We start from the raw sequence: 17,530 nt of genomic DNA on the forward strand, positions 1-17,530 counted from the left end.
ATAAGAATTTGATTTCCCTCCTACCTAAAAAAGGTTTTAAAAATATATTGCTTTACTTTTTTGCGATTTATAAATAAATGCAAATCAAGCGATTTAAACCAGTAAATGTCTCTTTCTTTTTCAAATCAATTATAAAAACTTGACCCCCCATTTTCCCCATTAGGTATCCTTCCAATTATTATCTTTACACTTTCAATCCAAGGATAAATGATAGACCAACACACCGTAGATAGAATTATTACTGCAGCCGATATTACCGAGGTGGTTGGCGATTTTGTTACCCTAAAAAAGAGGGGTGTGAATTTTCTTGGGCTTTGCCCGTTCCATAATGAGAAAACCCCTTCGTTTACAGTTAGCCCTGCTAAAGGAATTTTCAAGTGCTTTGGTTGTGGGAAGGGTGGAAATTCCGTGAATTTTATCATGGAGCATGAGCACATGAGCTACGTTGAAGCGCTCAAGTTCCTTGCCCATAAATATCATATTGAGGTTGTTGAGAAGGAGGTTACTCCTGAAGATCTTCTTCAGCGTAACGAACGTGAGAGTTTAATGGTGGTTACCGCTTATGCACAGCGATATTTCGGCGATACCCTACATAAACACTCGGATGGAAAGACCATTGGTATGGCTTACTTCCGTGAGCGAAACTTCCGCGATGATATCATCGAAAAATTTCAACTTGGATATTGTTTGGATCAACGTGATGCCTTTACTCGCACAGCAATTCGCGAAGGTTACAAACTCGATTATCTTGTTAAAACAGGGCTCACCGTTCTGCATAACGAGGATTCATTCGATAGATTTCAGGGGAGGGTAATGTTTCCCATTCACAGCGTAAGCGGCAGGGTTATTGCCTTTGGAGGGAGAATTCTTAAAACCGATAAGAAATTTGCTAAATACCTCAACAGCCCCGAAAGCGAAATTTACCATAAAAGTAATGTCCTATACGGTATTTTTCATGCTAAAAAGTCAATTACTCAGGAGAATAAATGCTTTTTGGTTGAGGGGTACACAGATGTAATATCGCTTCATCAGGCGGGAATTGAAAACGTGGTTGCCAGCTCGGGTACATCATTAACCATCGATCAGATTAAACTAATAAAACGCTTTACTCCCAATGTTACCATACTATACGATGGTGATGCAGCAGGTATCAAGGCTTCCTTAAGAGGGATTGATCTGGTGCTAGAGGAGGGATTAAATGTAAAAGTTGCCTTGCTCCCCGAAGGCGAAGACCCTGATAGTTATGCTCGCACACACAGCGCATCGGAGGTTCTAGATTTTATTGCTAAAAACGAAACGGATTTTATTGCCTTTAAAACCCGTCTACTTCTTGATGATGCAAAATCAGACCCTATTAAACGTGCAGGTTTAATCAGTGATATTGTTAGATCAATTGCTGTTATCCCCGATAGCATTACCCGGTCAGTATATATCAAGGAGTGTAGCAATTTGCTTGATATTCAAGAAAATGTACTTTATGCCGAGGTTGGGTCGAACCGAAGGAAAAAGATGGAGCAGGTTTTGGGAAAAATACCTGCCGAATCAGAGATTAAAACCACACCCCTTCCAGGTTTTGTTTCCAATATTTTTTGTGAGGAACAGGAGAAAGAGATTGTTTACTTCCTGCTTCGGCACGGGAATGTTGTTTTCTGGAAACCCGAACCAACTGATGAGAATCAGGACATTCCATCGGTTTCGATTGGTCAATATATTATAAACGAAATCCTAAACGATGATCTTGATTTTAAAAACCTTGTATATCAGAAAATATTTAACGATTATCTCACACAACTTGAAGCAAACCCCGAGGTCGATATTCATTACTTTGTAAATCATCCCGATAGCCAAATAGGACAGGTTACCGCCGATTTTCTTTCAAACCCTTACAGTTTGAGTAAAATATGGGTAAATCATGAAGATTTTTCTGAAGATGATGAAACCTTCCTACATCATGCGATACCAAAATCTATACTCGTATTTAAACTTAAGGTGCTAAAAATTGCTGATAAGAAACTTCTGATGGAATTACCCAAACTAAACCCACAACAGGTTGAGGAGACTAACAATATACTGACAAAAATAAGAGAGCTTAAAATAATCATAAATCAGATTTCTAAAGAATTGGATAGGAATTTGCTTTAAATAAACACAATAATTATTTAAATCATAGAGCCGATTTAAAACAACCCGGCCTTTTAATTGTTAATTTATTTGTGAATTATTACCTTTACCACTCATTAATTGCTATATTCGAACACTATATTGATATCAAAATAATAACTCAAAACTATAAATCTGATGAAAACTAATAAGTTCGATTTCGTAAAATTTTCGGCTCTCCTACTGGCTACAATCGTTGTTTTATTTGTTGTTAGTTGTAGAGGTAAGCAGGCAAAGGACGCTGAAAATACTTCTGGAACACAAAAAGAAAAAACATTTAAAAGTGTTACAAAGTATCCAATCCCGACGGCTTTTGAAGTTATTAAACTTTTAAACAATGCTGGTGCAAGCTACATTTTAAGTCTTAGTAATCCAGTTGAGAATGTTGATAAATACATTCCTACAAAAAGTAAAGCATTAAACCTTGGCATATATGGTGCGGATCTTAGCTATGCAAGTACCTATCAGATGAAACAAGAAACCATGAACTATCTTAAGGTTTCCAAAAAACTTATTGACGAACTTCAGATTACCTCTGCTTTCAATGTAGAATTCGCTCAACGTATCGATAAGAATATTGATAATAAGGATTCTCTAATTCATATCATTTCTGACTCTTTTTACGACACTTACGAATTCCTTGTAAATAATGGAAAAGACAATACCTCATTACTTGTTATGGCTGGTAGTTGGGTTGAAGGACTTTACATTACAAGTCAAATTGCAATAATTAGCAAGAATAACGAGGATATGCTTAAAATTGTTGCCAACCAAAAAGATCCTCTAAATAAACTCCTTGAGTTGATGAAACCATATACCAACGATAAGGATATTACTGAAGTAGAAGAAGCCCTTAAACCACTTGCGGATATTTTTGCAACCATAGGTACTGAAAAACTCACAAAAGAGCAGTTTGATGAAATAACAAAAGCTGTTATTAAAGTTAGAACTGGGATTATTTAATTCATACACACATAAGCATTTAAAGAGCTGTCTTCAAATAGGCAGCTCTTTTGTTTTACTAAAAGTTCTGATGAAAATCTATGATGAATGAAAAGTAGTATAATGTTTTCACAGTTATCTAAGAATCAAAAATTGAATTTCAATGTCGCTTAGTTAAGTTACAAGTCCGATAGGACTTGAATTTGAATAGCCCCCAATGAAATTGAGGGGAGTTGATAACGAATAACAATCCAACCCTGAAAAGGGTTGAGTGTGGTTCTAAGGTTAAATATTCAACCCTTTTCAGGGTTGGTGACTAAGCGACTTACCACCTCCGGTGTTACCGGAGGTTATTCATATTCAAGCCCTTCGGGCTTAACTAAACAACATTGAATTGAATTTGGAAAATATGTACGTATTTATGTATTTAGGAATATCAATTCTATTTATTTATTCATCTTTTCATATCTTAGTACGTTGATTTTATCGTATGAGTGAATCCATTCTAAACGCGTTAATGCAGCTATTTGCCCTAATTGCCAACACCTCACAGGTTACAGCAAAAGGGAAAAAAATTGTTGATGCATTTTTACGCCAACACCTTTCTCGTCGTTTAGCTTCCGAATACCTTGATCTTTTCGAAAACTATGTCGATTTTTTTAATCGCGATATTTCAACCTATGCAAATCAGGAAGAATCTGGTAAAGAGGCTTTAATAGAATACGTTCAAAGGGTTTGTACCCAACTAAGAAAAGGATTACCACAAGCTGATAGAATTACTGTCTTTATTAAACTGCTGGAATACATTATCGAGGATAATAAAATTACCCCGCTCGAAAAAGATGTGGTAGATACCATTGCAACCTGCTTTAATATTGATGAACAAGAGACCCAGAATATTGAATACTTTATTTTTCATAACGATTGCGAAGAAATTGACCCCTCATATCTCCTAATAATTGAAAGCCACCCTAAGATTCGCGAGGATGTTCTTGAAGGGCTTTGGGTAGAGGAGAACATGCCCGAATGGCTTGAGGATTCACACAAATTATATAACGAGAATATTGCTGGTCGGTTAACATTCCTATATATTCCCTCAACAGGAAGTTTCGTAATGCGTTACTATGGAAAAACCGAACTTTATCATGATGGTACTACCATAATCCCAGGCAAAGCCTACATTATTGAGGTAGGCTCAATCATCAAAGGGCCTTCAATAACACCAATATATTTTAGCGATTTAACGGGTTGGCTCTTTAAATCAAAGAATCGACAGAAAATTGTATTTACAGCTGAAAATCTTGAATATTCTTTTAGGAATAGCACAAACGGTATTAAAAACTTCTGTTTTTCCGAAGAATCAGGCCAACTAATAGGTATTATGGGCGGTAGCGGTGTGGGTAAATCAACCCTACTCAACCTGTTAACCGGGAAGCTTACCCCAAAATCGGGTAGCGTATTAATTAATGGGTATGATATTCATACCGATAAAAGATCGGTTGAGGGTATTATCGGTTACGTACCACAGGATGATCTTTTGTTCGAAGATCTCACCGTTTACCAAAACCTTTACTATAATGCAAAACTCTGTTTTAGCAATTTTACTGAGTTTAAGATTAGGCAAACCGTAAAACGAGTACTAGATGATTTAGATCTATGGGAAATTAGGGATTTAAGGGTTGGATCTCCATTAAATAAAATGATTAGCGGAGGTCAACGCAAGCGCTTAAACTTTGGACTAGAACTGATGCGTGAACCCTCAATCCTGTTTGTTGACGAACCAACAAGCGGGCTCTCATCTAGCGATTCTGTAATGGTGATGAACCTTTTAAAGCAGCAGGCAAACAATGGTCGCTTGGTTATCGTTAACATTCATCAACCATCATCTAAAGTATTCAAGCTTTTCGATAAACTCTGGGTTCTTGACAAAGGAGGTTACCCAATTTACCAAGGTAATCCTATTGATGGCATTGTATACTTTAAAACCATGAACACTCAGGCTAATGCATCAGAGAGTGGGTGTTTTCAGTGTGGAAGTATAAATCCTGATCAAATCCTTGAAATAGTGGAGGCAAGGATTGTAGATGAAAACGGTAAGCACACTAATATGCGCCAAAAAAGCCCCGATGAATGGAATGGGCTATACAACAATAATCTCCAAAACAACCTTAAATCGAAGGATCATAAAGATATTTTACCCAAAAACTTTTTTAATATACCTAATATAGAAGTTCAGTTTAAAATCTTTACAACTCGAAATATCCTTTCAAAGATTAGTAATAAGCAGTACGTACTTATAAATTTAATTGAAGCCCCTTTACTCGCCTTCATTCTAGCGTATTTTACAAAATATATTCCTGGAAAGGAATACATTCTGGCCGATAATAAAAACCTGCCTGCTTACCTATTCATGAGCGTTGTGGTAGCACTTTTTATTGGACTTACCGTTAGCGCCGAAGAAATAATCAGCGATAGAAAAATATTAGAACGCGAGTCGTTCCTAAACTTAAGCCGCTTCAGCTACCTTAATGCTAAGGTTTTTTACCTATTTGCCCTATCCGCAATTCAGATGCTGATGTTTGTTTTAATCGGTAATTATGTTCTTGAGATTAAAGGGATGACTTTAGCTTACTGGCTTGTACTCTTTTCAACATCCTGTCTGGCTAACATGGTGGGCCTAAATATAAGTTCGGGGCTTAACTCAATTGTCTCAATTTACATCAGCATTCCATTCATTCTTGTTCCCCAACTGCTTCTGAGTGGCACTATTGTTCAATTCGATAATCTCCACCCATCGTTAACACAAAAGGTTTACGTACCAATAGTTGGAGATATTATGGCCTCTCGGTGGGCTTTTGAGGCTCTTGCCGTTGAACAATTTCAGGGTAATCGATTTGAAAAACTTTTTTTCGACCAAGAATTGATCATGAGCGAATCCTATTTTCGCACAGCATTTCTTATTCCAAGGCTTCAATACAAACTTGAGGAGTGCAATCGACTCGAAGATGAGGGTAAAAAGAATGATCCCAAATTTATCAGCGACCTAAATATTATATTCAACGAAATACAAATCCTTCAAAAATCGGCACAATTACCTCCTTTTGATAATATACAAAAGCTAAACAGCGCTGGTTTTAACAATCAAATCTCCGAAGAAACCAATGGGTATTTAAGATTTATTAAGGGTCAATTTTCAGAACTTAGCTCCGTAGCCGGACAGAAAAAAGATTTTACCTATAGAAAATTAGTAGATAGTTTATCCGCTGAAGGTGTATTTAAACTTAAGCAAAAGAATTATAATAAGGCTCTTGCCGATTGGGTTTTAAATACAAACGAAGTAACAAAATACCTTGAAACCGACAACCGAATAATTCAAAAGCACGAACCAGTATTTATGCTTCCGAATCATCCATGGGGAAGAGCACATTTTTATGCTCCAATGAAGTATTTCAATGGACAATATGTGAAAACTCTTTGGTTCAACCTTGCAATAATATGGCTTTTTTCATTACTCCTATTCATTTCCCTTCAGGTTGATTTATTACGAAGAGTAATTTCCTATTTTGAGACCCTCCGTTTAACCCGATTGCTACAAAAAGAAATAAGAAGATAAACCAACAATTATACTTTTGAAGAGCGTTTATTCCCCTTTCTTAAGGAATTCAATTATTGATTTTAGATTCTCGAGATTATCCTGTTGAAGTTCAAGTTGTTCTACTTGTTCCTGTAACTCGATTAAATAATTTTTATCTACGCTCTTTTGAAGTGGTATCCCACTATTTCTGGAAATACGATTAGGAGAGAATTTTGATATTTCATCCGGCTTATCAATAAACATTGCTCCCTCTCCTTCGCATAACCAAAGGGGATTTATCCGAAATCTCCGGATAAGGTTTTTAAGAAGCACTGCCGAGATACCAGCCTTACCCCTTTCAACATCAGAATAAGAACCCTGCTTAATATCAAGAGCATCAGAAAATTCTCGCTGTGTAAGTTCAAGCGATTTGCGAATTTCCTTTAATCTTTCATTCTCCGACATGTATTCTCTTTTTTTTATTAAGTACTGATCAAAAAAACAAAAATAATAGATAATTATAAAATCTTTTGGAAATATACTTAAAATTTCAACAATTTAGTAAATTAGGCGTCTGATTTTGAAAAGTTTTAAAATGAACCCTGGCAAGAAAAAAGTGGAAAAAGTAAAGCGTTTTTCTAATCTAATTAAGGAAAACACAAAACTACTTGACCTATTGCTAAAGTCCATCCTAGATGGTAGCGAACAACTTTTGGTTGTAATTGCTGATAATATGGTTGTTTTCGCGAACCGAAGAGCAATTATACGTTTTGGTTTTACTTCAAAAGAACTGTCCACTAAAACAATAGATGAACTATTTACGACCAACCAGCAAGCCCCTTTTCGCAATTTTTTGGCAATAGCCGTAACCATGCGAAAACCCTCTTCGGAGCAGCTATTGGTGAAAATTGGATCAAAAAGTGGATCCGATACTTGGTATGTTCCCCGCATAAAAAGGTGCATTTGGAAGGGAAAGTCCTCATTGCTGATGATGCTTGCTGATATTGACAAAGCCGAAGAAAAAACAGATTTTTTGCCTAAAGGCGAAGATGCTCGACTTCAATTAGCGTTAAAAGGTACAGAACAGGGTGTATGGGAGTTTAATTTTCGATCAAATGAAACTTACATAAGCGAGGATTCATTCACTCTTTTAGGTTACAAGCCCAATGAGTTTAAAGCCACCTATGAAAAATGGTTATCCTTAATCCATCCTGATTATGCCTCATCATTTGAAAATTTGGAGAGTAATATAAAGAAAGGCAATCAGAGTAACTTCCAACAAGAGTACCTTGCCTTATCCAAAAAAGGAGTCTATGTTTGGCTTTGGTGTATTGGTCGCGTGGTTGAATGGGATAAAATGGGAGTTCCCGTTCGTATGGTTGGAGTAAATATGAATATTGATGAAAAAAAGAGGATTGAGGTTGAAAAGAACGAGAATCGAAAAACCCTAGAAGGATTAATTTCTAATACTCACGATGGCTTAATTATTATTGATCAGAATGGAATAATAAAAGAATGGAATCCTGCTCAAGAAAAAATAACCTTAATTAAGCGTAGTCAGGCAATTGGTTACTACCTATGGGATGTACAAGGCCAAATTACTTTGGGTACTCATGGCTTGAATTCATATCTCAAGACTTTTAAGGATGTTTTCGACAAAATTTCGCATACCGGAATCAATCCTTTGGAGGGAAAAACACTCGAAACCCAACTCACCCTATATAATGGTGAAAGAAAAATTATTCAAAATACTATCTTTTCAATATCAACAAGTGCTGGGAAAAAAATAGCAATAACAGTAAAGGATATCACAGAAAGCCAAACATCTCGAATTAAATTAGAGAAAAGTGATGAACGTTTAAAATTAGCACTGAATGCAGGCAGGGTTGGTATTTGGGATGTTGATGTTGAAACTGGTGAAAAATACTACTCCCCAATGGCCTTTCAGCTACTTGGCTATCGTCCTTGGGAAATTGAACCGAATGGAGATGTGTTGATTGGTATGATTCACCCAGATGATAAGGAAGCCACCGTATCTAAAGTTGAGAAATTTCAAAAATCTGGAGATACCCTTGATCTTGTTTTTAGAATTCAAAAAAAAGATGGTAACCATATCTGGATTCATTCAAAAAATAAAGCCATACGAAATACTGTGGGAAAAATATTAAGGCTCACTGGGACAATTACCGATATTACTTTCCAAAAAAATGTGGAAATGGAGCATATCCTTCACCGCGAAGAACTTTTAAGAAACCTAGCTCTCAACGAACTTCTCTCTGAAATATCCTACACACTAAATACAAACGAATACTTCAAAATAAAAATCAACGAAGTATTAACAAAACTAGGGTTTTTCACAAATGCTAGTCGTATTTATATTCTAGAAAATAGCCCTGATCAAAAAACTACATCTAATACCTTTGAGTGGTGTAACGAAGACATTGAACCTCAAATAGAAAACCTCCAAAAGATACCGCTTGATATGATCCTTGAGTGGATTGAAGGAAAAGAGGTTTACTTCTCAAATGATTTGCTTCGGGACATGCCCTCGGATCTTTCAGAAATGATGATCTCACAAGGTAGTAAGTCATGTTTAATGTTCCCTATTCAGGTGGAGTATAATCTCATTGGATTCCTTGGCTTTGATGAGTATAACGAACCAAAGGAATGGGACAAAATGGAAGTAGAACTTCTAAAAACTATAGCGAATCTAATATCATTCTCATATGAAAGAGAGAGGGCTCATGTACAATTGGTTAGAAACGAGCATCGTTTTCATGAACTTACCGATATGCTCCCTCATATTATATTCGAAATAACATTAACTGGTCGGATAGAATTCCTAAATCAAACGGGTTGTAACTTCTTTAAAGTCAACAAAGATGATGTTTCTAAAGGAATAATGATTCAAACACTTTTCCCCGAAACTGAAATATTCTTAATGAGCGTTCTGCGAAACCGCTTGGTTAATAAGCAATGTATGGATCCTGTTCGCTTAGATGTAAATCCATTAAACAGAAATAGGAAAATACTTCATATTTGGGCTACCCCAAAATGTCATGATTCCAGATTGGTCGGATTTTCAGGGATAGCCCTGCTGGATGGTGAGGGAGTCTAAACTCTCCTTTTGAAGTAAAATTACGGAAAAGATTATTTATTAAGGTAGAGCAACCTTATAAGTATCATTTAACTGATTTCTAATAAGTTTAATTACTTGGTCGTTTTTTTCTTCCCTTTCGGTTGCACGTACTCCACCGGTGCAATTTTATTTTCTGCGGCCTCCTGGAATTCGAGTGTTGGGTTTATCTTTTTTAATGACTCTATTTGATTTTGAAGTTTCCCAATCTCCCTATTCAAACTCTCTATCTTTTCCTCTTTTTCGGAAATAGTTTGCTTTAAAAGCATATTGCTCAGGCCATTGGATTGATTATTTGGTGTATTTGAGTTCATATCTCTCCTATAAACAGGTCCCTCCTCAAAGAACAACCAATTCAAGTTAATATTATCGCACTTTGTGATTATTAATTCGAAGTCAATCGCACTTCTCGACCTCCACGAGGATATAGTATTCTGTCTAACACCCAGAAAACTAGCAAGCGATGTATCCGTATCTACTTGATAATAAACTCTTAATCTTTCAATTATGGATATTATCGCATTTTTTGATAATTTTTCTTGCATAATCGCAATTTGTAATGTATATTTGTAACTATGTATTAAACAAAGTTACGATAATTTTTATGACTATAGCAAAAATTAAGTCAAAAGTCCCATTTTATGGGTACTATCAAGCAATTGCAAAAACATGTAACTGCTCCTCTCAGTACGTAAGTATGGTACTAAACAATAATCTTGGTAAATACTCTAACCGCAATAATGTTTTGATAAGGCAAATTCATGAAACGGCAGAAAGAATAAACACTTTATTTAACAATAATAACTAATCTATGAATATCCATGTTAAAATTGCTGCTCCGGAACTCATGGAGAGTTTTATTCAAGATGAAAATAATCATCATCAATGCACAATTGTTGCTTCCGGTATAATAACCCCCTCCGATTTTAAACGATTAAGGGAGGTTATAGATAATACAGAATCTTTCTTTAAATCCGAACTGCAAGATAATAGAACGTCAAAGAAACATTCATTAAAAGACTAATTTCCTTTTCGGTATAATCCTAAAAAACTGTCGTTTTTAATTAGCATAAAATAATTAGGTAACGTCAGTTCGACGTAAGAAACAATGTATTAATCTATATATCAATCAATTTATTTTATTTGAATCAAAGGAATAGTGGAAAAATGGAAAAATGGAAGATACAAGCAAAAATCTAACCTCTTGTTCTCCATTATTCCAACCTTCCATTATCATACTAAATAATTATATGTCTCTGCAAATGAGTATATTATTACATTTATTATATCGAGCTCACGTTAGGTATTAAAAACTCCAGTTAAATTTCACATAAACCATTTGCCCTATATTCTTATATTCCGTATTCTCTTTACCCAGAAAAAGCATGCCCACAGTGCTAAAGTCAAAGTTTTCAGCAACAGATAATGTAACCGATGGGCTAACAAATGCCGAGTAATCCGAAAGGTTAAACATTACAGCAAAACCTGGGGTAATTAGCGGTGTAAGTTGAACGGAGGATTGGGCAAAAAGATTATACTTCCCCTTGCTTAAAGTTTTGGGGCTTGTTGGCTGCTGTCCAAACAGATCTAGGCTGGCAATGTTCTTGGTTGCTCCATTGGAGTTGAAGAGAAAGCCTCCCTGAAGGTATAAAGTATTAGGGAATGAGTAATCCATTGATATTGATGAAACCAATATTCCAGTAGAATCGGAAAGCGATTTATATGATCGAAAATAGCTGGTTTCTCCCCTAAAAGCTGCTTGCCCAAATTTTCCGCTCCATCCCAATCCTGCTACCAAATCAGTTTTCATTTTACCTGCTAGAAACTGTATGTCATATGCATGAGTATTGAAGCGGTACAGCCCAGCATACGATGTTTTATCGTAGTTTTTCTCAACTTGGTAAACAACCTCAGCAAAGGATGTAATTCCTGTATAATATTTTATGCTGACAGCATCGATACCGGGGCGTTCAACATATTCAAAGTTAAAATAAGAGTATGCATTGAAAATGTCATTAGGGTTCCATATTAGGTCAATACCCCAGTTAACCCGTTGACGACCCAGTGTGATTTGCCATTTATCAAAATTCATCATTACATTCAACCGATCAATTTCGCTAAGAGCAAGGAATGATTTGTTGCTTCCCCAAGGAACCAACATGTCAAAGTATCCTATATGCTGATTAATATAATCCTTATATCCAGGTATCGACTTTACAAAATCACCGTACATAAAACGATTTCTTACCTGAAAATCTGCGGTTAACCAATTTTTTGGATAGTATTTAAGCTGAAGTCTGTTTTCAATTGTATTATCGGAAAACCAGTATAATGAATCGGATTTGGGGATAAAAACATTTTGTATGTCCTTGATATACCCTTTAAATTCAAATTTTGTGGGTTCCTGCGCTTGAGTTTGTTTTGTGGTAGAAAAAATAAATAAGGTAAACAAAAATGAAGAGTTTACGCAAAATTTCGCAAAGGGTGTATGTCTTCGCATTCTTTGCGAAAAATTTTGCGCTCTTTGCGAGATATCTTTAATCTTATTCATATCAATCTGAACCTAAACTATTACTTATGAGGATCTCCCTTAATATCGCTTTTTACAGCACCATCCTCTAGCGTTATCACTCGATGTGCTTTGTTTACGACCCGCTGGTCATGAGTTGAGAATATAAAGGTCATCCCTGCTTCATGGTTAAGCTTCTCCATGATGTCCAGTAAATTTTCAGTGGATTGAGTATCAAGGTTAGCAGTTGGTTCATCAGCAAGGATGAATTTTGGCTTTGAGGCTAAGGCTCTTGCCACTGCAACCCTCTGCTGCTGTCCTCCAGATAGTTTAGAGGGTCTACTGTTGAGACGGTCGCCCAATCCTACCGATTCAAGAAGTTCTTTTGCCCGTTGATATCTCTGCTTATTTGGTACTCCTTGCATCTGCATTATAAACTCAACGTTTTCTTTTGCAGTTAGTACGGGTATTAGGTTGTATGATTGGAATACAAAACCAATATTATGGAGTCTAAAATCAATCAGTTTTGATCCTTTGAGATCGCTGATACGTATTCCTCCAATCATTATCTCCCCCGATGTAGGTTTATCTAAACCTCCTAGCATGTTTAGCAAGGTTGTTTTCCCCGATCCTGACGGACCAACAATCGCCGTAAATTCGCCTTCCTCGAAGGTAAGATCAACGCCTCTAACAGCATGAACCTTTACCTCGGAGTCGTTATATGTCTTTTCGACGTTTTTTAGTTCTATTACTTTCATAAATTAGGTTTCAGTGTCCTTCTTTTCATTTTACTTTATTCATTTCGTAGTGCGTCTGCCGGATTCAATTTCAAAGCCCTTCGGGCAGGCCAAATCGAAGCAACCATTCCTGTTATGATTACAAGTAGCGTTACGATAAGATAGTTGTCAAAAGTTACATTTGGGTATATCGTTGATGAAAATCCAATTGATTCTAATCCTTCAGACCAAAAACTAAAATTTATTCCCGATTTGCTGAGCATGTTTGTTGCAACTCCGCTAATTAGTAAGCCAATTACCCCTCCTGTGAGCGAAAGGAATACCGATTCGAGCATTATCATGGCGAAGATTTTAACCCTGTTCATACCAATTGCCATGAGCATTCCCAACTCCTTAAAGCGTTCCAAAACCGACATCAGCATGGTGTTGATAATACCAAAAGCTAATGCGAATAGGAATATTCCAACATATATATAACCTATAAACCACATAAAATCAGTGTACATAGCAATTTCAGGGGAAAGTTTTCGCCATGTGAATACGCTGTTTTCGGGAAAATCCTTAGCAAGTTTCTCTCCTGCAATTATGCCCGTTTCGTTATCGTTGCTAATAATTGCAATCTCTTGTACCTCGCTATCGCTTAGACCGGTGAACTGGTTTAGGGCTTTTCTATCAACGAATGCATTCATCCCATCATACATCAAGTTGCTGGTTTTGTAAATGCCCCTAACCTTAAAGACGGGGTTCTGAATGGTTCCATTTTTTGCTTGCACGGTAAGCCTTATGCTGGTATTCATCCTGTAAAACGAGAAGTATTTCGTCAATCTATCGGCATACTTGTCAAAATCCTTCTGTTCGAGCGTTTCCTTCAATGCAACTTTAAAATCTTTATCTTTACGGAATCGTTTATCTCCAATGCCTTTTAGTTTTTCAATAATTGTTTTGGGGTACAAAGATTTATCAATAGAATCTAATTTTTGAGCTGTTACCTGATAGTTCAGCAGTTTTAATGATTCAGCCGCTTTACTTCCAATTATAATCGATGGTATTTTATAGTTTCCACCTAGATATTCGCCTTCAATCAATCTCTTATAAACCTCAGAAACCTTTTTTTCTTTCTCAGGATCAATCCCTCTGATTACCAATCCTGATGCAGCCCAATCGCTTTGCACCATTGCGAATAGTTTAACCCTTGGAGAATAGGCAATAACACCTTTCGCCGTATCAAGAGTGTGTAATACCTTATCGTAGTTAAGGACGGTATATTGTATGTCTTCATTTAGCATGAATTGTGGGTTATGTATCTGGGTATGGGAAACCTCGATGTATATGCAATCGTGAACACGTTGGGCAATCCAACCATTCATGATTCCCGTGGTCATTACTCCTCCAAAGATCCCGAGCACCAGCGCGATGATAACAACCAGACTTCTGGTTTTATTCCTCCATACATTTTTCCAACCAATAGACAATATCATAGTTTAAAAAGTTAGAGTGCCTTGAGTACTTCGAGTGCCTAAAGTTGAAAAAATCTCAACTTTAGTTCACTTTAAGTGCTTGATTCATGATCTTAAAGCTTCCGCTTCTTTTAGTTTTAACACTTTCCGTAATGGGTAAATGCACGATAGCATAACCATCAGCATTACCACAAACCCCTGCCAAAAGATATAACTATCGAACCATGCCAAAGGCAATAGAGGTTCAAATCCCATATCCTCCATTGCTTGTGCCATATCACCAGTTAAGTGAATGGGGTTATTGTGCAAAATATATATCAAGGGAATGCTCATTGCGGTCCCAGATACAACCCCTATTAATCCTATTAGAAACAATTCGTAAATCATGATTAGGGCAAGTTTTGTCTTCCGCATTCCAATGGCGACAAGGACGCCAAATTCGTGATACCGCTCATATATCATCATTAGCACTGTTCCAAATATGCCAAAGAAGATGATGAAGTATAGCAAAACCAAAAATGCTTTCCCGCTTTGGTTATCACTTTGAATTTGCTGCATCAGCACTCTATTGAACTGATTCCAATTCTTTACAACTATTTTCGAGCTGGAAAATTTGCTGTTCAAGGTCTTTTGCATTGCCAGCATTGCCTCATCCGAGTTATCGTTCAGGTTGATAGCAATCGTAGTTACATTATTTTCGAGACTTGCAAAGTTCTGAGCCGAAGCGAGTGTCATATAAATCAACTTATTGTCGAGTTCAGGATTAGCAAATCTCACGATTCCTCGCACAGGATAAAGTCCTGCCGCTGTTGAACCATGATATCCTTGTCCCATCAGGATCAACGAATCACCAATGGATAGTTTTAGGTATTTTGCAAGTCGATCTGAAACCAAAACGCCATTGTCGTTACCGTCTAAATATTTTCCTGAAAAAGGTGATGCTGAAGCAATAATGTTTAGTAAATCCTTTTGCTTAACCTTATCCAAACCAAGATCCGTGGCAATTGTGCCAGTGTTAGAATAGGAGTTATTGAGTATATCTCCCAACTTTTGTCGAACCTCAATTGGTAAACGATTATCAACCTTAAGTTTATCAATGCTCTCTTGTGTAATTCTATAGCGAACAAGAAGATTTTTGGGGTTTGAGAGGTTTTTCTCCCTTTCAGGATCTATCCCTATAATAAGAGCTCCTTTGGTGAGCGAGCCGGAGGATACAAGGGCAAATGTTTCAACTCTTGGTACAGCAGCCTGTATTCCTGGGGTATTCTCTAAATCTGTTAAGAATTGATTTGTACATTCGAAGGTGTTTTCAAGCGAAGGATCATCCTGATAGTCCACCTGCTGAACCTGAAGAAATCCCGTGAAGGATTTGATCATGCTTTTAATCATTTGATTGTAGGAGCCAAGCTGCATTGAACGCATGGAAATAGCGAAGAATACAGCAAATAGTATAGATGCAACAGTTATTGCTGTTCGTCGCTTATTTCGCCATAGGTTCCGCCAAGCTATTTTAAGTAAATCCATAACTGACTGTTTATAAAAGCGGCTATTATTAATCTTTGGTTTTTCCCACAACCCTTCGATGAGAAAGTGTTTTTTAGCCCAATTAAGGGATAGTGTTTATCTAATTCTTTGCATGTTCTGTTGAGAAAAAAAAGAATTCTCAATTGGAATGTCAAATTTTATCTCATCAATTGTTATTATTGTTTTATTACCCTCGTTTTCAGCGGGGATCAGCTCAAACGTTGTTGGCATATAACGACCACTCATCTCCTTTATATTTTTTCCTATCTCTGATTTTACTAAGTATTGATCCTCATCATAGTATTCCGTTTTGAGGATTATGTCATGTTTTTTTGATATCCACATTTCAATTTTTCCCCAAACCACTGGTGCATCGGGTTTTGGTTTAAGTAAAATCTTATAGCATAACTCCTCAGAAACAGTTTCTTCTCCAACAATTTCATGTGTGTAGTCAACAACGATTGAACGCTGATTCAAAAGATCATCATTGGTAAAATCGGAGCCCATCCAGCCCTGCGAAAGCATTGAGGTTGGAAGTTTAATAGTTCTATTAATGCTTGGATTCCAGCTCCACATTTCCCTATTCAACTTAAGAAATGATTGTCCTTTATCCTTTGCAGGAGCGGTGATGTAAACCAACGATAGTTCCGTTCCTTTGCCCCAACTCTTAAAAGAGATTGTACGCTCCCATGTTGGCCTAACTATCTTCATCGACATTACGCTGTAACTCGATTTCTCACCACGCATCTTATCGTCAGCTCGTTTAACGATATCGGTTGCGGATAATTGTTGGGAGATGCTGTTTGATGAAATTCCAAGTGCAAGAAGAATAGATATAATACGTAGAATGGTCATATATCAAAATATTATACGTTAAACAAATCTTTCAATTATAAGCTGTCGGATCTCCTTAATTGGGTAGTTTTTATGATATAAGTAATTGATACAGATTCCATCAAGCATCGAGTGAAAAAGCAGGGTTTCAGCCTCAGGATTTGGTTTACCGGCAGACTCAAAGTACCTAATCAGAATCTCGAAGAACGGTGCGCTAATCTCTTTTAACTCATTATGGAAAATGGTGTTCCCTGTAGGCTGCATCATAACCGAAAAGTATAGCTTCCAGTAATTCGGATCCGATTTAATTTGTTCTAGAATATCAGTAACAAAAAGAATCATTTCATCACGCGTAAGCACTCCGTTATGATTAGGATCAAAGGATACAATCATCCTGTCATACCCCTCAATCAGGATGCTTAGTAGGAGATCAACCTTGCTGTTGAAGTAGTTATACATCAAACCTTTTGAGATTCCTGCTTGTTTGGCAATCTCACTAACGCTTGTAGGATGGAATCCAACATTTGCAAAAAGTTCGAGCGCAGCATCCATTATCTGCTTTCGCTTTACCTGTCTTATTTGTTTGTTCTGAGATGTTGTTCGAGGCGACATGTTGTATGATTATTCATTCAACAAAAGATTATTTATGAAATTAAC

13 protein-coding genes are annotated in these 17,530 nt (G+C 36.7%); 5 read left to right on the plus strand and 8 right to left on the minus strand.

The window, feature by feature from the left end:
• Window positions 1–207: 207 nt before the first annotated feature.
• The 3 genes from dnaG to HOO91_05875 all read left to right on the plus strand — a co-directional run bounded on the left by dnaG (window position 208) and on the right by HOO91_05875 (window position 6,715).
• Window positions 208–2,142 carry a DNA primase gene (gene dnaG, locus HOO91_05865; protein NOU17067.1) on the plus strand — a complete coding sequence of 645 codons (1,935 nt, stop codon included), beginning with the start codon at window positions 208–210 and terminating at the stop codon, window positions 2,140–2,142.
• 156 nt (window positions 2,143–2,298) lie between these two features.
• On the plus strand, window positions 2,299–3,123 hold the full coding sequence (locus tag HOO91_05870) for a hypothetical protein (GenBank protein ID NOU17068.1): 825 nt from the start codon (window positions 2,299–2,301) through the stop codon (window positions 3,121–3,123).
• A 469-nt stretch (window positions 3,124–3,592) separates the two neighbouring features.
• The gene (locus HOO91_05875) at window positions 3,593–6,715 is read left to right on the plus strand and encodes an ATP-binding cassette domain-containing protein (GenBank protein NOU17069.1); all 3,123 of its coding nucleotides are present in this window, start codon (window positions 3,593–3,595) and stop codon (window positions 6,713–6,715) included.
• A 27-nt stretch (window positions 6,716–6,742) separates the two neighbouring features.
• On the opposite strand, the gene HOO91_05880 is transcribed toward HOO91_05875, so the two are convergent.
• Window positions 6,743–7,141 (minus strand): helix-turn-helix domain-containing protein, encoded by a 399-nt coding sequence (locus HOO91_05880; protein ID NOU17070.1) that lies wholly within the window; start codon window positions 7,139–7,141, stop codon window positions 6,743–6,745.
• Between the two features lie 130 nt (window positions 7,142–7,271).
• On the opposite strand from HOO91_05880, the gene HOO91_05885 reads away from it, so the two are divergent.
• Window positions 7,272–9,794, plus strand: a complete 2,523-nt coding sequence (locus HOO91_05885; GenBank protein NOU17071.1) for a PAS domain-containing protein — start codon at window positions 7,272–7,274, stop codon at window positions 9,792–9,794.
• A gap of 92 nt (window positions 9,795–9,886) precedes the next feature.
• Here the strand turns inward: HOO91_05885 and HOO91_05890 are convergent, their stop codons facing one another.
• A complete protein-coding gene (locus HOO91_05890; GenBank protein ID NOU17072.1) occupies window positions 9,887–10,357 on the minus strand; it encodes a hypothetical protein in 471 nt (156 codons plus the stop codon).
• Window positions 10,358–10,623: 266 nt separating this feature from the next.
• Here HOO91_05890 and HOO91_05895 point away from each other — a divergent pair, with 266 nt between their 5' ends.
• Complete coding sequence (locus HOO91_05895) at window positions 10,624–10,836, plus strand: hypothetical protein (protein ID NOU17073.1); 213 nt, start codon at window positions 10,624–10,626, stop codon at window positions 10,834–10,836.
• Between the two features lie 282 nt (window positions 10,837–11,118).
• Here HOO91_05895 and HOO91_05900 read toward each other — a convergent pair whose 3' ends face one another.
• The 6 genes from HOO91_05900 to HOO91_05925 all read right to left on the minus strand — a co-directional run bounded on the left by HOO91_05900 (window position 11,119) and on the right by HOO91_05925 (window position 17,485).
• Window positions 11,119–12,264, minus strand: coding sequence for a hypothetical protein (locus HOO91_05900; GenBank protein ID NOU17074.1), 1,146 nt, complete (start codon window positions 12,262–12,264; stop codon window positions 11,119–11,121).
• A 119-nt stretch (window positions 12,265–12,383) separates the two neighbouring features.
• Window positions 12,384–13,079 (minus strand): ABC transporter ATP-binding protein, encoded by a 696-nt coding sequence (locus HOO91_05905; protein NOU17075.1) that lies wholly within the window; start codon window positions 13,077–13,079, stop codon window positions 12,384–12,386.
• Between the two features lie 35 nt (window positions 13,080–13,114).
• Complete coding sequence (locus HOO91_05910) at window positions 13,115–14,536, minus strand: ABC transporter permease (protein ID NOU17076.1); 1,422 nt, start codon at window positions 14,534–14,536, stop codon at window positions 13,115–13,117.
• An 84-nt stretch (window positions 14,537–14,620) separates the two neighbouring features.
• Window positions 14,621–16,039 carry an ABC transporter permease gene (locus HOO91_05915; GenBank protein NOU17077.1) on the minus strand — a complete coding sequence of 473 codons (1,419 nt, stop codon included), beginning with the start codon at window positions 16,037–16,039 and terminating at the stop codon, window positions 14,621–14,623.
• Window positions 16,040–16,135: 96 nt separating this feature from the next.
• Complete coding sequence (locus HOO91_05920) at window positions 16,136–16,894, minus strand: outer membrane lipoprotein-sorting protein (GenBank protein ID NOU17078.1); 759 nt, start codon at window positions 16,892–16,894, stop codon at window positions 16,136–16,138.
• Window positions 16,895–16,912: 18 nt separating this feature from the next.
• Entirely contained in the window at window positions 16,913–17,485 is a 573-nt protein-coding gene (locus tag HOO91_05925; GenBank protein ID NOU17079.1) for a TetR/AcrR family transcriptional regulator, read from the minus strand.
• Window positions 17,486–17,530: the final 45 nt, after the last annotated feature.

The organism is Bacteroidales bacterium (assembly GCA_013141385.1).
In the GTDB taxonomy this organism is placed as follows: Bacteria; Bacteroidota; Bacteroidia; order Bacteroidales; family Tenuifilaceae; genus UBA8529.